This is a genomic window from Streptomyces sp. 1-11 (genome assembly GCF_007176755.1).
Lineage (GTDB): Bacteria > Actinomycetota > Actinomycetes > Streptomycetales > Streptomycetaceae > Streptomyces.
On the sequence record NZ_BJTV01000011.1, the window covers coordinates 276213 to 289813 of the forward strand.

12 protein-coding genes and 2 rRNA genes are annotated in these 13601 nt (G+C 74.1%); 2 read left to right on the forward strand and 12 right to left on the reverse strand.

What is annotated here, in order from left to right:
• Position 1: 1 nt before the first annotated feature.
• From TNCT1_RS24115 to TNCT1_RS24135, 5 genes are all read right to left on the reverse strand, one after another.
• The gene (locus TNCT1_RS24115) at positions 2 to 1138 is read right to left on the reverse strand and encodes a glycosyltransferase family 4 protein (RefSeq protein ID WP_174266427.1); all 1137 of its coding nucleotides are present in this window, start codon (positions 1136 to 1138) and stop codon (positions 2 to 4) included.
• A 247-nt stretch (positions 1139 to 1385) separates the two neighbouring features.
• On the reverse strand, positions 1386 to 3128 hold the full coding sequence (gene recN, locus TNCT1_RS24120; RefSeq protein ID WP_174266428.1) for a DNA repair protein RecN: 1743 nt from the start codon (positions 3126 to 3128) through the stop codon (positions 1386 to 1388).
• 85 nt (positions 3129 to 3213) lie between these two features.
• Positions 3214 to 4122, reverse strand: a complete 909-nt coding sequence (locus TNCT1_RS24125) for an NAD kinase (protein ID WP_143635639.1) — start codon at positions 4120 to 4122, stop codon at positions 3214 to 3216.
• Positions 4119 to 4934: a TlyA family RNA methyltransferase gene (locus TNCT1_RS24130; protein WP_143635641.1), complete on the reverse strand. Its 816-nt coding sequence runs from the start codon at positions 4932 to 4934 to the stop codon at positions 4119 to 4121. The genes TNCT1_RS24125 and TNCT1_RS24130 overlap by 4 nt, the downstream gene beginning before the upstream one ends.
• 7 nt (positions 4935 to 4941) lie before the next feature.
• Positions 4942 to 5352, reverse strand: coding sequence for a hypothetical protein (locus tag TNCT1_RS24135; protein ID WP_235902857.1), 411 nt, complete (start codon positions 5350 to 5352; stop codon positions 4942 to 4944).
• 42 nt (positions 5353 to 5394) lie between these two features.
• On the opposite strand from TNCT1_RS24135, the gene TNCT1_RS24140 reads away from it, so the two are divergent.
• The gene (locus TNCT1_RS24140) at positions 5395 to 5742 is read left to right on the forward strand and encodes a sterol-binding protein (protein ID WP_143635643.1); all 348 of its coding nucleotides are present in this window, start codon (positions 5395 to 5397) and stop codon (positions 5740 to 5742) included.
• Here the strand turns inward: TNCT1_RS24140 and TNCT1_RS24145 are convergent.
• The 4 genes from TNCT1_RS24145 to TNCT1_RS24160 are packed head-to-tail and all read right to left on the reverse strand — an operon-like array spanning position 5726 to position 9759.
• The gene (locus TNCT1_RS24145; RefSeq protein WP_143635645.1) at positions 5726 to 6592 is read right to left on the reverse strand and encodes an ABC transporter ATP-binding protein; all 867 of its coding nucleotides are present in this window, start codon (positions 6590 to 6592) and stop codon (positions 5726 to 5728) included. The genes TNCT1_RS24140 and TNCT1_RS24145 overlap by 17 nt on opposite strands.
• On the reverse strand, positions 6589 to 7620 hold the full coding sequence (locus tag TNCT1_RS24150) for an iron chelate uptake ABC transporter family permease subunit (protein ID WP_143635709.1): 1032 nt from the start codon (positions 7618 to 7620) through the stop codon (positions 6589 to 6591). The genes TNCT1_RS24145 and TNCT1_RS24150 overlap by 4 nt, the downstream gene beginning before the upstream one ends.
• Before the next feature lie 11 nt (positions 7621 to 7631).
• Positions 7632 to 8675, reverse strand: coding sequence for an iron ABC transporter permease (locus TNCT1_RS24155; protein WP_143635647.1), 1044 nt, complete (start codon positions 8673 to 8675; stop codon positions 7632 to 7634).
• Positions 8676 to 8733: 58 nt separating this feature from the next.
• Positions 8734 to 9759, reverse strand: a complete 1026-nt coding sequence (locus TNCT1_RS24160; protein WP_143635649.1) for an HAD hydrolase-like protein — start codon at positions 9757 to 9759, stop codon at positions 8734 to 8736.
• Positions 9760 to 9832: 73 nt separating this feature from the next.
• On the opposite strand from TNCT1_RS24160, the gene TNCT1_RS24165 reads away from it, so the two are divergent.
• Positions 9833 to 11116, forward strand: coding sequence for a DUF1015 domain-containing protein (locus tag TNCT1_RS24165; RefSeq protein ID WP_143635651.1), 1284 nt, complete (start codon positions 9833 to 9835; stop codon positions 11114 to 11116).
• A gap of 63 nt (positions 11117 to 11179) precedes the next feature.
• Here the strand turns inward: TNCT1_RS24165 and TNCT1_RS36025 are convergent, their stop codons facing one another.
• From TNCT1_RS36025 to TNCT1_RS24180, 3 genes are all read right to left on the reverse strand, one after another.
• Positions 11180 to 11974, reverse strand: coding sequence for a tetratricopeptide repeat protein (locus TNCT1_RS36025; protein ID WP_235902866.1), 795 nt, complete (start codon positions 11972 to 11974; stop codon positions 11180 to 11182).
• A 1298-nt stretch (positions 11975 to 13272) separates the two neighbouring features.
• A 5S ribosomal RNA gene (gene rrf / locus TNCT1_RS24175) occupies positions 13273 to 13389 on the reverse strand.
• A 110-nt stretch (positions 13390 to 13499) separates the two neighbouring features.
• Positions 13500 to 13601, reverse strand: a 23S ribosomal RNA gene (locus TNCT1_RS24180); the annotation flags it as partial.

Sequence of the window (13601 nt, forward strand, 5' to 3'; positions counted from 1 at the left end):
CCTAGGGCAGCGGTGTGGGCTGGGTGAGTTCGTCGTAGACGCTCAGGACCTGGGCGACGGTCTCGTCCTCGGTGGGCCAGGTCGCGGCCTGCCGGGGGCCGCGCTCGCGCAGCAGTGCACGGCGTGCGGGGTCGGCGAGGAGCCGGACGACGGCGGCCGCCAGAGCTTCCGCGTCGCCGTAGGGGACCAGTTCGGCGGCCTCGCCCACAAGGTCGGGGACGCCGCCGACGCGGGTCGCGACGAGCGGCACGCCCGCGTGCAGCGCCTCCTGGGCGAGGACGGACCGGGACTCCCACCTGCTGGTCAGCAGCGCCAGATCGGCGGCCGCGAGCAGCTCGGGCACTTCGTCGCGGCGGCCGACGAGCCGTACCGGCAGTTCCTCGTCCTCGATCCGCCGCTGCAGCCCGGGACGGAGCGGCCCCTCCCCCGCGACGACGACCAGCGGGACGGGGTCGAGGCCCCGCCAGGCACGCGCCGCGTCCAGCAGCACGTCGTAGCCGCGCTCCCGGTCGAGGGAGCCGACGGCCATGAGCAAGGGGCGTCCGGTGGCGCCGAGTTCGGCGCGGAGCTTGTGCCGTTCCCGGTCCGCTTCGTCCTGGTCGGCGCGCCGGCGCCGCCCGGGCAGGGCGACGGCCGCCAGCCGGGCGTCCCGCGCCCCCGAGCGGCGCGCCCGGTCCACCAGGTCGGAGGTGGTGCCGAGGACCACGGCGGCGGTCCGCACCACGCGCCGCTCCAGCAGCCGCAGCAGGTGCGCCCGCGCGCCCTCCGCGCGGGCCCGGTTGTGCCAGGTCACCACCAGCGGGGTGCCGCGCCCGCTGAGCGCGAGCACGGTGCGGAAGGAGGCGTGCAGACCGTGGGCGTGCACGAGGTCGGCGTCGGCGCACGCGGCCCGGAGCACGGCCACGGAGGCCGGGTCGCTGCTGCGCGGCACGTGCACGTGGTCGGCGCCGGTCCCGGAGAAGTCATAGGCGCGGTCGGCCTCGGCGGGGGCGCACACCGTGACCCGCACGCCCCGGGCGACGAGCCCCTCGGCCAGCGAGCGCACGTGCGCGCTGCTGCCGGCGTTGCCCCCGCCCAGCACCTGCACGGTGCGCAGCGGCGACTGGCCGTGCGGTGCGTTGCTGCTCACGGGGCTCACGGGGCCGGGGGCTCCTGATTCGGGGCGGGCGTCACGAGAGAACGTACCGAAGGTAGCGGGCCGGCAGGACCGGAAGGCCGGACCGCGCGCCTCCCCGCGCGGACCGCGTTCACCGCCAAGCATGCCAGGGCGTACGGCTGTTCCTGCGAAACCCCGCAAGGCGCGCACCGCCGGCGCCCGGAGCGCTGCGCCGGAGCACGTTCACCCGTACGGGTGAGCTTCAGCCCGGGGCGCCCGAACAGCGGGGTCAGAGATCGGCGCGGGCCGTTTCCAGGAGTTCCTCGGCGTGGGCGCGGGCCGTCTCGGAGTCCTCCTGACCGGCCAGCATCCGGGAGAGTTCGCGGACCCGTTCCTCGCCCTCGAGGACCTTGACGCCGGAGCGGGTCACCGAGCCGTCGTTCGTCTTCTCCACCAGGAGCTGGCGGTCGGCGAAGGCGGCGACCTGGGGCAGGTGGGTGACCACGACGACCTGCGCGGTCCTGGCCAGCTTGGCCAGCCGCCGCCCGATCTCCACCGCGGCCTTGCCGCCGACACCCGCGTCCACCTCGTCGAAGAGGTACGTCGGCACCGGGTCCGTGCCCGCGAACACCACCTCCACGGCCAGCATCACGCGGGACAGCTCACCGCCGGACGCGCCCTTGGCGATGGGCCGCGGCGGAGCGCCCGGGTGCGGGGCGAGCAGCAGTTCGACCTCGTCGGCGCCCGACGGGCCGTACGCCACGTTCCGGCCGCCGACCTCGACACCCTCGGGGTCCTCGGTCTGCCGGATGTCGAAGGACACGCGCGCGTGCGGCATCGCCAGCGAGGCCAGCTCGGCGGTCACGGCGGCGGCGAACCGTTCGGCCGCCTCGGTCCGGGCGTCGGTGAGGGCCTGCGCGAGTCCGCCCAGCTCGGTGCGGAGCGCGTCCCGCTCGGCGGTCAGCTCGCCGGTCCGCTCGTCGTCGCCCTCCAGCTCGGTGAGCCGGGCGGCGCTCTGCTCGGCCCAGGCGAGGACGGCGCCCACGTCGTCGCCGTACTTGCGGGTCAGGGCGCCCAGCGCGGCCCTGCGCTCCTCGACGGCGGCCAGCCGCAGCGGGTCGGCGTCCAGGTCGTCGGCGTAGCCGGCCAGCTCTCCGGCCACGTCGGCGAGCAGGATGCCGACCTCGCCGATCCGGTCGGCGAGGGAGGCGAGCGCCGGATCGTGCGAGCGGACGGCCTCCAGGGCCCGGTGAGCGCCCGCGACGAGGGTGGTGGCGTCGATCCCCTCGGGGTCCTCGGGATTGCCCGCGAGAGCGGCGTGCGCGGCGGTCGCGGCGGACGCCAGGGCCTCGGCGTGCCCGAGCCGCTCCGCCTCCTCGGCCAGCTCCACGTCCTCCCCGGCCCGGGGCTCGACGGCGGCGATCTCCTCCAGCCCGTACCGGAGCATGTCGGCTTCCTGGGCGCGCTCACGCGCGCGCGTGACGATCTCCTCCAGCTCGGCGGAGACGGCCCGCAGCCGCCGGTAGGCCCCGGTGTACTTGGCGAGCGGCACGGCGACGGCGTCGCCGGCGTACCGGTCGAGCGCCTGGCGCTGCCGGGTGAGCTTCAGCAGCCCCTGCTGGTCGGTCTGGCCGTGCACGGCCACCAGGTCGTCGGCCAGCTCGGCGAGCAGCCCCACCGGCACGCTGCGCCCGCCCAGGTGGGCCCGCGAGCGGCCCTCAGCGGAGACGGTACGGCTGATCAGCAGGGCGCCGTCGTCCAGCTCGGCCCCCGCCTCCTCGGCGCGTACGACGGCGGCGGCGTCCGCGGGCACGGCGATCCGCCCCTCGACGACCGCCTTGCCGGCGCCGATCCGCACCAGCGCCGGATCCGCCCGGCCGCCGAGCAGCAGTCCCAGGCTGGTGACCACCATGGTCTTGCCCGCACCGGTCTCGCCGGTGACGGCGGTGAACCCCGGTGACAGCTCGACCACGGCATCGTCGATGACCCCGAGCGACCGTATCCGCATCTCCTCCAACACGGAACAGACCATACGAGGTCCGGGGCGGGGAGCGCACATGGCCCGCCCGTGTCACCCGGGCGAGTGGCCCCCGCCGGGTCCCGGGCCGGCCGCGCGGCTACGTGTGCGGCGCGCCCCGCCAGCCGGTGGTCGGCAGCGCGAACTTCGCGACCAGCCGGTCGGTGAACGAGGCGTGGTGCAGGCGGGCCAGCCGCACCGGCACGGCGCCGCGCCGCACCTCCACCCGCGCCCCGGGCGGCAGCTCGATGGTCCGCCGCCCGTCGCACCACAGCACACCCGGCGGGATGTGCGGCAGCACCTCCACCGCGAGCACCGAGTCGGGCGAGGTGACCAGCGGCTTGGCGAACAGCGCGTGCGCGCTGATCGGCACCATCAGCAGCGCCTCGACCTCGGGCCACACCACGGGCCCACCGGCCGAGAAGGCGTACGCGGTGGATCCGGTGGGCGTCGACAGCACGATCCCGTCGCAGCCGAACGCGGTGACCGGCCGCCCGTCGATCTCGAGGACGACCTCGAGCATCTTCTCGGCGCCGGCCTTCTGCACGGCGGCCTCGTTCAGCGCCCAGTCGGTGTGCACGATGTCCCCGTTGCGGTGCACGACGACGTCGATCGTCATCCGCTCCTCGACCTCGTAGGAGCGCGCCACCACCCGGTCGACGACCCGGTCCAGGTCGTCCCGCTCGGCCTCGGCGAGGAACCCGACCCGGCCGAGGTTCACGCCGAGCATCGGCACCCCGGAGGCCCGGGCGAACTCGGCGCCGCGCAGCAGGGTCCCGTCACCGCCGAGGACGATGAGCAGCTCGCAGCCGTCGAGGCACTGCGGGGTGGCCTCCTTGACGAGTCCGACCTCGTCCGGCAGCGGCAGGTCGCGCGCCTCCTCCTCCAGCACCCGCACCCCGATGCCGTGCCGCAGCAGCCCCTTGACCACCAGCTCCGCACTGCGGATGGCCGCGGGCCGCCCGGTGTGGGCGAGCAGGAAAACAGTACGCGCTCGGTTCTGTGTCAACGCGGCCCCTCCGCCACTGCTCGGTCGACGTCGGCCGGGTCCAGGCGGGGGGCGCCGGACCGCAGCCACAGGAAGTACTCGACGTTGCCCGAGGGTCCGGGCAGCGGACTCGCGGTGACCCCCCGCACCCCGAGCCCGAGTTCCCAGGCCTTCTCGGCCACCCCGCGCACGGCCTCCGCCCGCAGTTGCGGACTCCGTACGACACCCCCGCTGCCCAGCCGTTCCTTGCCCACCTCGAACTGCGGCTTGACCATCATCACCAGGTCGGCGTCCGGCTTCACGCACCGCTTCAGGGCGGGCAGCACCAGCCCGAGCGGGATGAAGGACAGATCGCCCACGACAAGATCCACAGGTTCCCCATCGATCGCCTCAAGCGTCAACTCGCGTACGTTCGTACGGTCCTTGACGGTGACGCGTTCATCGTTCTGCAGGGACCAGGCGAGTTGGCCGTATCCGACGTCCACGGCGACGACGTGGGCGGCGCCCGCGCGCAGCAGGACGTCGGTGAAGCCGCCGGTGGACGCGCCGGCGTCCAGCGCGCGCCGGCCCTCGACGACGAGGCCCAGCGGCACGAAGGCCTCGAACGCGCCGGCGAGCTTGTGGCCGCCCCTGGAGACGTAGTCGGGGTCGCTCTCGTCGCTCTGGACCACGATCGCCGCCGCCTTGTCCACCTGTGTGGCCGGTTTGGTCGCCACGGTCCTGCCGACGGTGACCCGTCCGGCGGCGATCAGCTGGCTGGCGTGCTCGCGCGAACGCGCCAGCTTCCGGCGGACCAGCTCCGCGTCCAGACGAAGGCGTGCGACTCCTGCCACGTTCGGTTCAGCTCCTGTTTCGGTACGGCGGTACGGGGACCTGCGGTCCGGGGCGGGCGTCGAGCGCGGTGAGCGCGTCGCGCAGGCCCCTGTGTACATCCTCGTACACCTCCATGTGGCCGTCGGTGGCGAGGTGGTCCGCGTCGGCCAGCCGCTGGAGCCGCGCGTCGACGCCGGCGTCGCCGGTGGGGGTGCGCGGGACGTTCAGGGGCGCGGGGGCAGCGGGGTCGTACTCGGCTCCGGGGGCGTCCCCGGAGCCGGGCCCGGCCTCGGGGTCGGCGGCGGGGACGGCGGCGGGCCCGGCCGCGGGTACGGCGGCGTCGGCCGCCGGGGCGACCGCGGGCGCGGCCTCGGATCCGGCCTCGGATTCGGCCCCCGCCACGGCCTCGGCCCGGGCCTCGGAAACGGACTCGCTCATGCCCAGACGCTACCGCGAACCGCTGGGGTACCGTCGGTTGCCATGGCCACGATCGAGGAGTGCCGCACAGCGCTGGGAAGGCTCTCGGACAACATGCGGGGCGCCGAGGGCGACGTCCGGGCGGCAGCCGCCCTGGACCGCTCGGTGAGCTGCCACGTCACCGACCTCGACGTCACGTTCGTGGGCCGGATGACCGGCGGCCGGATCGACGTCGACACCACGCACCCCGGGCCGCCCCGCGAGAAGGCGCAGATCCGGCTCGCCATGGCCGGCGACGACCTGGTGGACCTGGTGGACGGCGAGCTGAACTTCGCGACCGCCTGGGGCCGGGGCCGGGTACGCCTGGAGGCGAGCCTGCTGGACCTGTTCCGGCTCAGGAAGCTGCTGTGATCCGTGCCTTGCGGGCCGCCGGGACCACCAGCGGGGTTCCGGTCTCCGGGTCGTCGATGATCTGGCAGCGCAGCCCGAAGACCTCCTCGACCAGCTCGGCCGTGACGATGTCGTTCGGGGCGCCCTCGGCGATCACCTCGCCGCCGCGCAGGGCGATGAGGTGGGTGGCGTAGCGGGCCGCGTGGTTGAGGTCGTGCAGCACGGCCACCAGTGTCCGCCCGTGCGTCTCGTGCAGCTCGGCGCACAGGTCGAGGACGTCGATCTGGTGCTGGATGTCCAGGTACGTGGTCGGCTCGTCCAGGAGCAGCAGCGGGGTCTGCTGGGCCAGAGCCATGGCGATCCAGACGCGCTGGCGCTGGCCGCCGGACAGCTCGTCCACGTACCGGTCGGCCAGTTCGGCGACCCCGGTGCGCGCCATGGACTCCTGGACCACCCGCTCGTCCTCGGCGGACCACTGGCGCAGGATGCCCTGGTGCGGGTAGCGGCCGCGGCCGACGAGGTCGGCGACGGTGATGCCGTCGGGCGCGATGGACGACTGCGGCAGCAGGCCGAGCGTCCGGGCGACCTTCTTGGCCGGCATCGACTGGATGACCTGCCCGTCCAGCAGCACCCGGCCCTGGCTGGGCCGGAGCATCCGCGACAGGGCCCGCAGCAGCGTCGACTTGCCGCACGCGTTCGGGCCGACGATCACCGTGAAGGAGTTGTCGGGGATCTCCACCGACAGCGCCTCGGCGATGACGCGCTGGTCGTAGGCGAGGGTGACGTTCTCGGCGGACAGGCGGTTCACAGTGCTCCTCGGGATGTTCGGGTGCGTGCCACGCGGGTCCGGCCCGCCCTTCGTGCCGCTCATATCCGGCCCGCCCTGCGCTCGGCGACCAGCAGCCACAGCAGGTAGCAGCCGCCGAGCACGCCGGTGACCACGCCCACGGGAAGCTGGTCGGCGCCGAAAGCACGCTGCGCGGCCCAGTCGGCGGTGACCAGCAGGGCGGCCCCCATGCACAGGGAGGGCAGCAGGTTGGGGCCCGGCGAGCGGGTCAGGCGCCGGGCGAGCTGCGGCGCGGTGAGCGCAACGAAGCTGACGGGGCCGGCGGCGGCGGTGGCGGCCGCGGTGAGCAGCACGGCGGAGACCATCAGCACCAGCCGCACGCGCTGCACCCGCACCCCGAGGGCGTTCGCCACGTCGTCGCCCATCTCCATCATCCTGAGCCCCCGTGCGCCCGCGAGCGCCACCGGCACGAGGACGGCGCACAGCCACAGCAGCGGCCACACCTGCTCCCAGTCACGGCCGTTGAGCGACCCGGTCATCCACACCACCGCACGCGTCGCGTCGACCAGGTCGGCCTTGGTGAGCAGGTAGCCGTTGACGGCGGTGACGACCGCGGAGACGCCGATGCCGACCAGCACCAGCCGGTACCCGTGCACTCCCTGCTTCCAGGCGAGCAGGTAGATGGCGAACCCGGTGACCAGTCCGCCGATCAGCGCACCCGCGGTGACCTGGGCGGCGCTGCCGGACATCAGCACGATCACGACCAGCGCGCCCGCCGTGGAGCCCTGGGACAGGCCGAGCACGTCCGGGCTGCCGAGGGGGTTGCGGGAGACCGCCTGGAACAGGGCGCCGCCGAGGCCGAGGGAGGCGCCCACCAGCAGCCCGACCAGCACACGCGGCAGCCGCAGCTCGTTGACGATGAAGTCCTGGTAGGCGGTGCCGTCGCCGGCCAGGGTCCGCAGCACGTCGGCCGCCGGGATCCGGGCGTCGCCGGTGCCGATCAGCGCGACTCCGGCGGCGCACGCGGCGAGCAGCAGCAGGGCGACGACGACCAGCGAGCGGACGTCCAGGCGCAGGGACAGCCCCCCGGGGACGCGTACGGCGCGGCTCATCCGTCGGGTCTTCACAGCTGGGCCGTCCTCCGCCGTCGTACGAGAAAGATGAAGACCGGGCCGCCGACGAGCGCGGTCACGATGCCGACCTGGAGCTCGGCGGGCCGGGCGACCACCCGGCCGAGGACGTCGGCGCCGAGCAGCAGCACGGGCGACAGGACGGTCGCGTAGGGCAGGATCCAGCGCAGGTCGGGGCCGGTGAAGGAGCGCACCGCGTGCGGCACCATCAGGCCGACGAACATGATCGGACCGCACGCGGCGGTCGCGGCGCCGGAGAGCACCGTCGCCGCGAGCATGGCGAGCGCCCGGGTGCGGCCGAGGTTCGCGCCGAGGGCGCGGGCGGTGTCGTCGCCCATCGCCACGGCGTTCAGCGGCCGGGCGAGCCCGAGCGCCAGCAGCGTGCCGGCCGCGAGGAAGGGCAGCACCTGCGCGATGGTCGAGCCGGTGGCCGAGGCCAGCGAACCCACCGTCCAGAAGCGCATCTTGCCCAGCGCCGCGCCGTCCATGATCATCACGGCCTGGAGGTAGCCGTACAGCGCGGCGCTGATCGCCGTGCCGGCGAGCGCCAGCCGGACCGGCGTGGCGCCCCGGCTGCCGCCGAGGAACCACACCAGCGCGCCGACCGCGGCGGCGCCGCCGAAGGCGAACCACACGTATCCGGTGAGGCTGGTGACGCCGAAGAAGGTGAGGGCCGTGACGACGGCTGCGGACGCCCCGGCGTTGATGCCGAGCAGCCCGGGATCGGCCAGCGGATTGCGGGTCAGCGCCTGCAGCACCGCGCCGGACAGGCCGAGCGCGGCGCCGGCCAGCAGACCGAGGACCGTCCGGGAGATCCGCTCGTCGACGACCACGTCGCCGTACGTCCCCGTGCTGTGGAACAGGCCGTGCCAGACCTGGTCCGGCGACAGCGCCTTGGCGCCGACGGCGATGCTCGCCAGCGCGACGAGCACCAGGATCACGACCGAGAGCAGGAGCCCAAGGGCCCTCGCCGCCCGGCGGGTTGGGGGCGCGGGGGCGGTGTCCGCGCGCTGTTCCGGAGGACTGTCGACCAACACAAGGTTAGGTTAGCCTACCCTCCCTCGGATCTCGATGGCGCGGTCCGCCCACAGGCCGTCAGAGCCCCAGCCGCGCCAGCGCCTTCTCCCCGTCCAGCTCGCAGGAACCGTCCCCGGCAGCGGTCCAGGCCGCCGCGCACAGCGCCCGCAGCCCGTCCAGGGCCTCGCCGTCGCCTTCCAGTTCCAGCCGGTCCGCCGCGGTCGCCGTCCACCCTCCGCACCGGAAACCCTCACCCTCGCGGGTGATTTCCGGCTGTCCGGTCAGCAGCCCGCGCAGATCGGCGTCCACGTACGTCGGCCGGTGCCGCGGCGGCGCGGCGAGCAGCCGCGGGCCGTCCGTGACACCGGTCAGCACCAGCAGCGAGTCCACCCCGCCGTTGAACGCGCCCTCGATGTCCGTGTCCAGCCGGTCGCCGACCACCAGCGGCCGCTCGGCGCCCGTCCGCAGGATCGTCTCCCGGTGCATGGGCGGCAGCGGCTTGCCCGCCACCTGCGGTTCCGCGCCCGTGGCGATCCGCACCACCTCCACGGCCGCGCCGTTGCCCGGAGCGATCCCGCGCCCGCTGGGAATCGTCAGGTCGGTGTTGGACGCGAACCACGGCACGCCCCGCGTCACCGCGTACGAGGCCTCCGCGAACCGCCCCCACGGCATCTCCGGGCCGCCGTACCCCTGCACCACAGCCACGGGTTCGTCGTCCGCCGACTCCACCGGCGTCAGACCGCGCTCGCGCAGCGCCACCCGCAGCCCCTCACCGCCGATCACCAGCACCCGGGCGCCGGCCGGCACCTGCTCGCTGATCAGCCGGGCGACCGCCTGCGCCGAGGTGATGACGTCGTCCGCCCCGGTCGGTATCCCCAGCTCCGTCAGGTGCTCCGCGACGACGTCCGGCGTGCGCAGGGCGTTGTTGGTGACGTACGCCAGGTGCATACCGCCCGCCCGGGCCCGCTCCAGCGAGCCGACGGCGTGGGCGATGGCGTTCCCGCCCGCGTACACCACCCCGTCCAGGTCGAGCAGCGCCGTGTCGTACGCCTCGCTCAGGGGCTGCCCACTGCCCTCGGGCCTCGTCCTGACGCTCCGGCTCATTGCGCATCGCTCCTCGTTCGACCGTCTTTCCCCCGATCATCCCCCACCCCGCCGGCACACGTACGATGCCGGGATGAACACAGCAGGTCACTCGGAAGCAACGGCGCGCCGGGGCCTGGAACTGACCCCGTTCCGAGGCCTTCGTTACGACCCCGACCGGGTCGGCAGCCTGGCCGCCGTCACCTCGCCCCCGTACGACGTCGTCGTCCGTCCCGACGGCCTGCACCACCTCCAGTCCGCCGACCCGCACAACATCGTCCGGCTGATCCTGCCCCAGGCAGGTACCCCGGACGCGCGCAACGAACAGGCGGCCGACACGCTGCGCCGCTGGCTCGCCGAGGGCGTGCTCGCCGCCGACCCGCACCCCGCCCTGTACGTGTACGAGCAGCGGGACGGCGACGGCATGCTCCAGCGCGGCGTCATCGGCGCCCTGCGCGTCTCCGCCCCCGACGAGGGCGTGGTGCTGCCGCACGAGGACGTGATGCCCCCGGTCGTCGCGGACCGCGCCGCCCTGATGCGCGCCACCCGCGCCAACCTGGAGCCCCTGCTGCTGACCTACCACGGCGACGGCACGGCGGCCGAGGTCGTCGAGCGCACGGTGGTCCGCCCTCCGCTGCTGGCGACGACCACCGAGGACGGCTTCCACCACCGCCTGTGGTCGGTCACCGACCCCGCCGACCTGTCCGGCATCCAGTCCGACCTGGCGCAGCACCAGGCCCTCATCGCCGACGGCCACCACCGCTGGGCCACCTACCTGCGGCTGCGCGCGGAACACCCCTCGCCGAGCCCCTGGGACCACGGCCTGGTCCTGCTGGTCGACACCGCCCGCTACCCGCTCCGGGTCCGCGCCATCCACCGCCTGCTGCACGGAGTGCCGGTCGGTACGGCGCTGGCGGCCCTGACCGGGCTGTTCCGGGTACGGCGCCTCGACGTACCGCTGCCCAAGGCGCAGGAGGTGCTGGCGGACGCGGCCTGCGCGGGCAACGCCTTCCTGCTGGCCGGCGACGGCGCCTTCCATCTGGTGGACCGCCCGGACCCCGCCCTGCTGGACCGGACGATCCCCGCGGACCGCCCGGCGGCCTGGCGCTCCCTGGACGCCACCGTCCTGCACGCCACGCTCCTGGAACACGTCTGGCACATCCCCGAGGACTCCCCCGCCCACATCGCCTACATCCACGACACGGCGGCCACCGTCGCGAAGGCCGAGCAAGACGGCAGCACGGCCGTCCTGCTGCATCCGGTGCGCGAGGACGTCGTACGCGAACTGGCCCGGCAGGGTGTGAAGATGCCCCGCAAGTCCACGTCCTTCGGCCCGAAGCCGGCGTCGGGGCTGGTGCTGCGCGCGCTGGAGCTCTGACCCGGCCCCGGACACACGAAAGGGCGGGACCCCTGGGGGCCCCGCCCTTTCGCTTTTTGGACGTCAGTCCTCGTCCGCCGCGGCCGGCTTCTCGTCCTGGTTCTCCTCGCGACCCGCGTCGGCGGGCCGGTCGCCCTCGGCGGAGTCGCCGTCGCTCTCGGCGGAGTCGCCGTCGCTCTCGTCGAGCGCGTCGACGAACTCCACGCCGTCCAACTCGGCGAGCCGGTCGGAGGCGTCCGTGCTGCCGTCGCGGTCGGCCTCGACGGCCTTGGCGAACCACTCCCGTGCCTCGCCCTCCCGGCCGGCGGCCAGCAGTGCGTCGGCGTAGGCGTAGCGCAGGCGCGCGGTCCAGGGCTGAACCGAGTTGGAGGCCAGCTCGGGGCTCTGCAGGGTCACGATGGCCGCGTCGAGCTGCCCCATGTCGCGCCGGGCGCCGGCCGCCACGAGCCGCATCTCGACCTGACCGGCCTTGTCCAGCTTGTGCACCTCGGGGGCGCCGGCCATGTCGAGGGCCTTCTCCGGGCGGCCGAGGCCACGCTCGCAGTCGGCCATCACGGGCCACAGGTCCACGGTGCCGGTCATGCGCCGCGCGGCCCGGAACTCGGCGAGCGCCTCGCTGTACTTCTGGTTGGCGTAGGCGGCGAACCCGGCGGCCTCGCGCACGGCGGCCACCCTGGACGCCAGCCGCAGGGCGACCCTGGAGTAGCCGTAGGCGCCCTCGGGGTCCTCGTCGATGAGCCGCGCGACCATCACCAGGTTCTTGGCGACGTCCTCGGCGAGCGTCTTGGGCAGGCTCTGCAGCTCCTGCCGGACGTCCTTGTCGATCTCGTCACCGGTGACGTCCTCCGGGATCGGCAGCCGCTTGATCGGCTCGCGGTCCCGGTCGCGGTCGTCACGGAAACGGCCACCGCCACGGCGGTCGTCACGACGGTCGTCCCTGCGGTCGTCGCGACCCCGGTAGCCGCCGGGCCGTCCGCCCCGGTCGTCGCGGCGCGGCCCACGGCCACCCCGGTCGTCCCGGCCACGGAAGCCGCCCCGCTCGCCCCGGTTGTCGTCCCGGCGGAAGCCACCGCGGTCGTCGCCGCGACGGGCGTCACGGCGGTCGTCACGCCGGTCGTCGTCGCGACGGAACCCGGGGCGGTCGTCACGGCGGTCGTCGCGGCGGAAGCCCCGGTCGCCGCGGTCGCCGCGGTCGTCCCTGCGCGGTCCGCGGTCGCGGTCGTCGCGCTGGGAGCTGGGGCGGTAGCCGCCACGGTCGTCGCCACGGCGGTCGTCACGCCGGCCGTAGCTGCCACGGTCACCGCGCTCGGCGCGCTCGCCGTAGCCGCCACCACGGCGGTCATCACGCCGGTCGTCGCGACGGTCATCACGTCGGTCGTCGCGGCGGAAGCCGCCACGGTCGTCGCCACGACGGTCGTCACGACGGAAGTCGCCACGGCTGTCGTCCCGGCGGAAGCCACCGCGGTCGCCACGGCTGTCGTCCCGGCGGAAGCCGCCACGGTCGTCACCACGACGGTCGTCACGACGGTCGTCGTCGCGACGGAAGCCGGGGCGGTCGTCGCGGCGGTCGTCGCGGCGGAAGCCGCGGTCGCCGCGGTCGCCGCGGTCGTCCCTGCGCGGTCCGCGGTCGCGGTCGTCGCGCTGGGAGCTGGGACGGTAGCCGCCACGGTCATCACCACGGCGGTCGTCACGCCGGCCGTAGCTGCCACGGTCACCGCGCTCGGCGCGCTCGCCGTAGCCGCCACCACGGCGGTCGTCACGCCGGTCGTCGCGACGGTCATCACGTCGGTCGTCGCGGCGGAAGCCGCCACGGTCGTCGCCACGACGGTCGTCACGACGGAAGTCGCCACGGCTGTCGTCCCTACGGAAACCACCGCGGTCGCCACGGTCGCCGTGGCCGCCACCGCGGCTGTCGTCGCGACGGCCGTAACCACCACGGTCGTTGTCCCGGCGGTCGTTGTCCCGGCGGAAGCCGCCCCGGTCCCCGCGATAGCCGCCGCGGTCACCACTGTCCCGTCGGCGCTGGTCGCGATCCGGTCGATCTTCGGGAGAGTTGGTGGACATGGTGACTCCTGTCTTAGGTACCGCAAGCATTGTAAAAACGAAAGGACCCCTGGTCCCAGCTGAACGCTGGGACCAGGGGTCCTCCAAAGATTGTTCGGCGGCGTCCTACTCTCCCACAGGGTCCCCCCTGCAGTACCATCGGCGCTGTGAGGCTTAGCTTCCGGGTTCGAAATGTAACCGGGCGTTTCCCTCACGCTATGACCACCGAAACCCTAATGGTTTCGAGCGAACAAGCACACTTTTTACTTGTGTTATGAGTTCAGCTCTAAGCCGGCAACTGTTCGTTGCCTCAGAACTTACACAGTGGACGCGAGCAACTGAGGACAAGCCCTCGGCCTATTAGTACCGGTCACCTCCACCAGTTACCTGGCTTCCAGATCCGGCCTATCAACCCAGTCGTCTACTGGGAGCCTTACCCCAT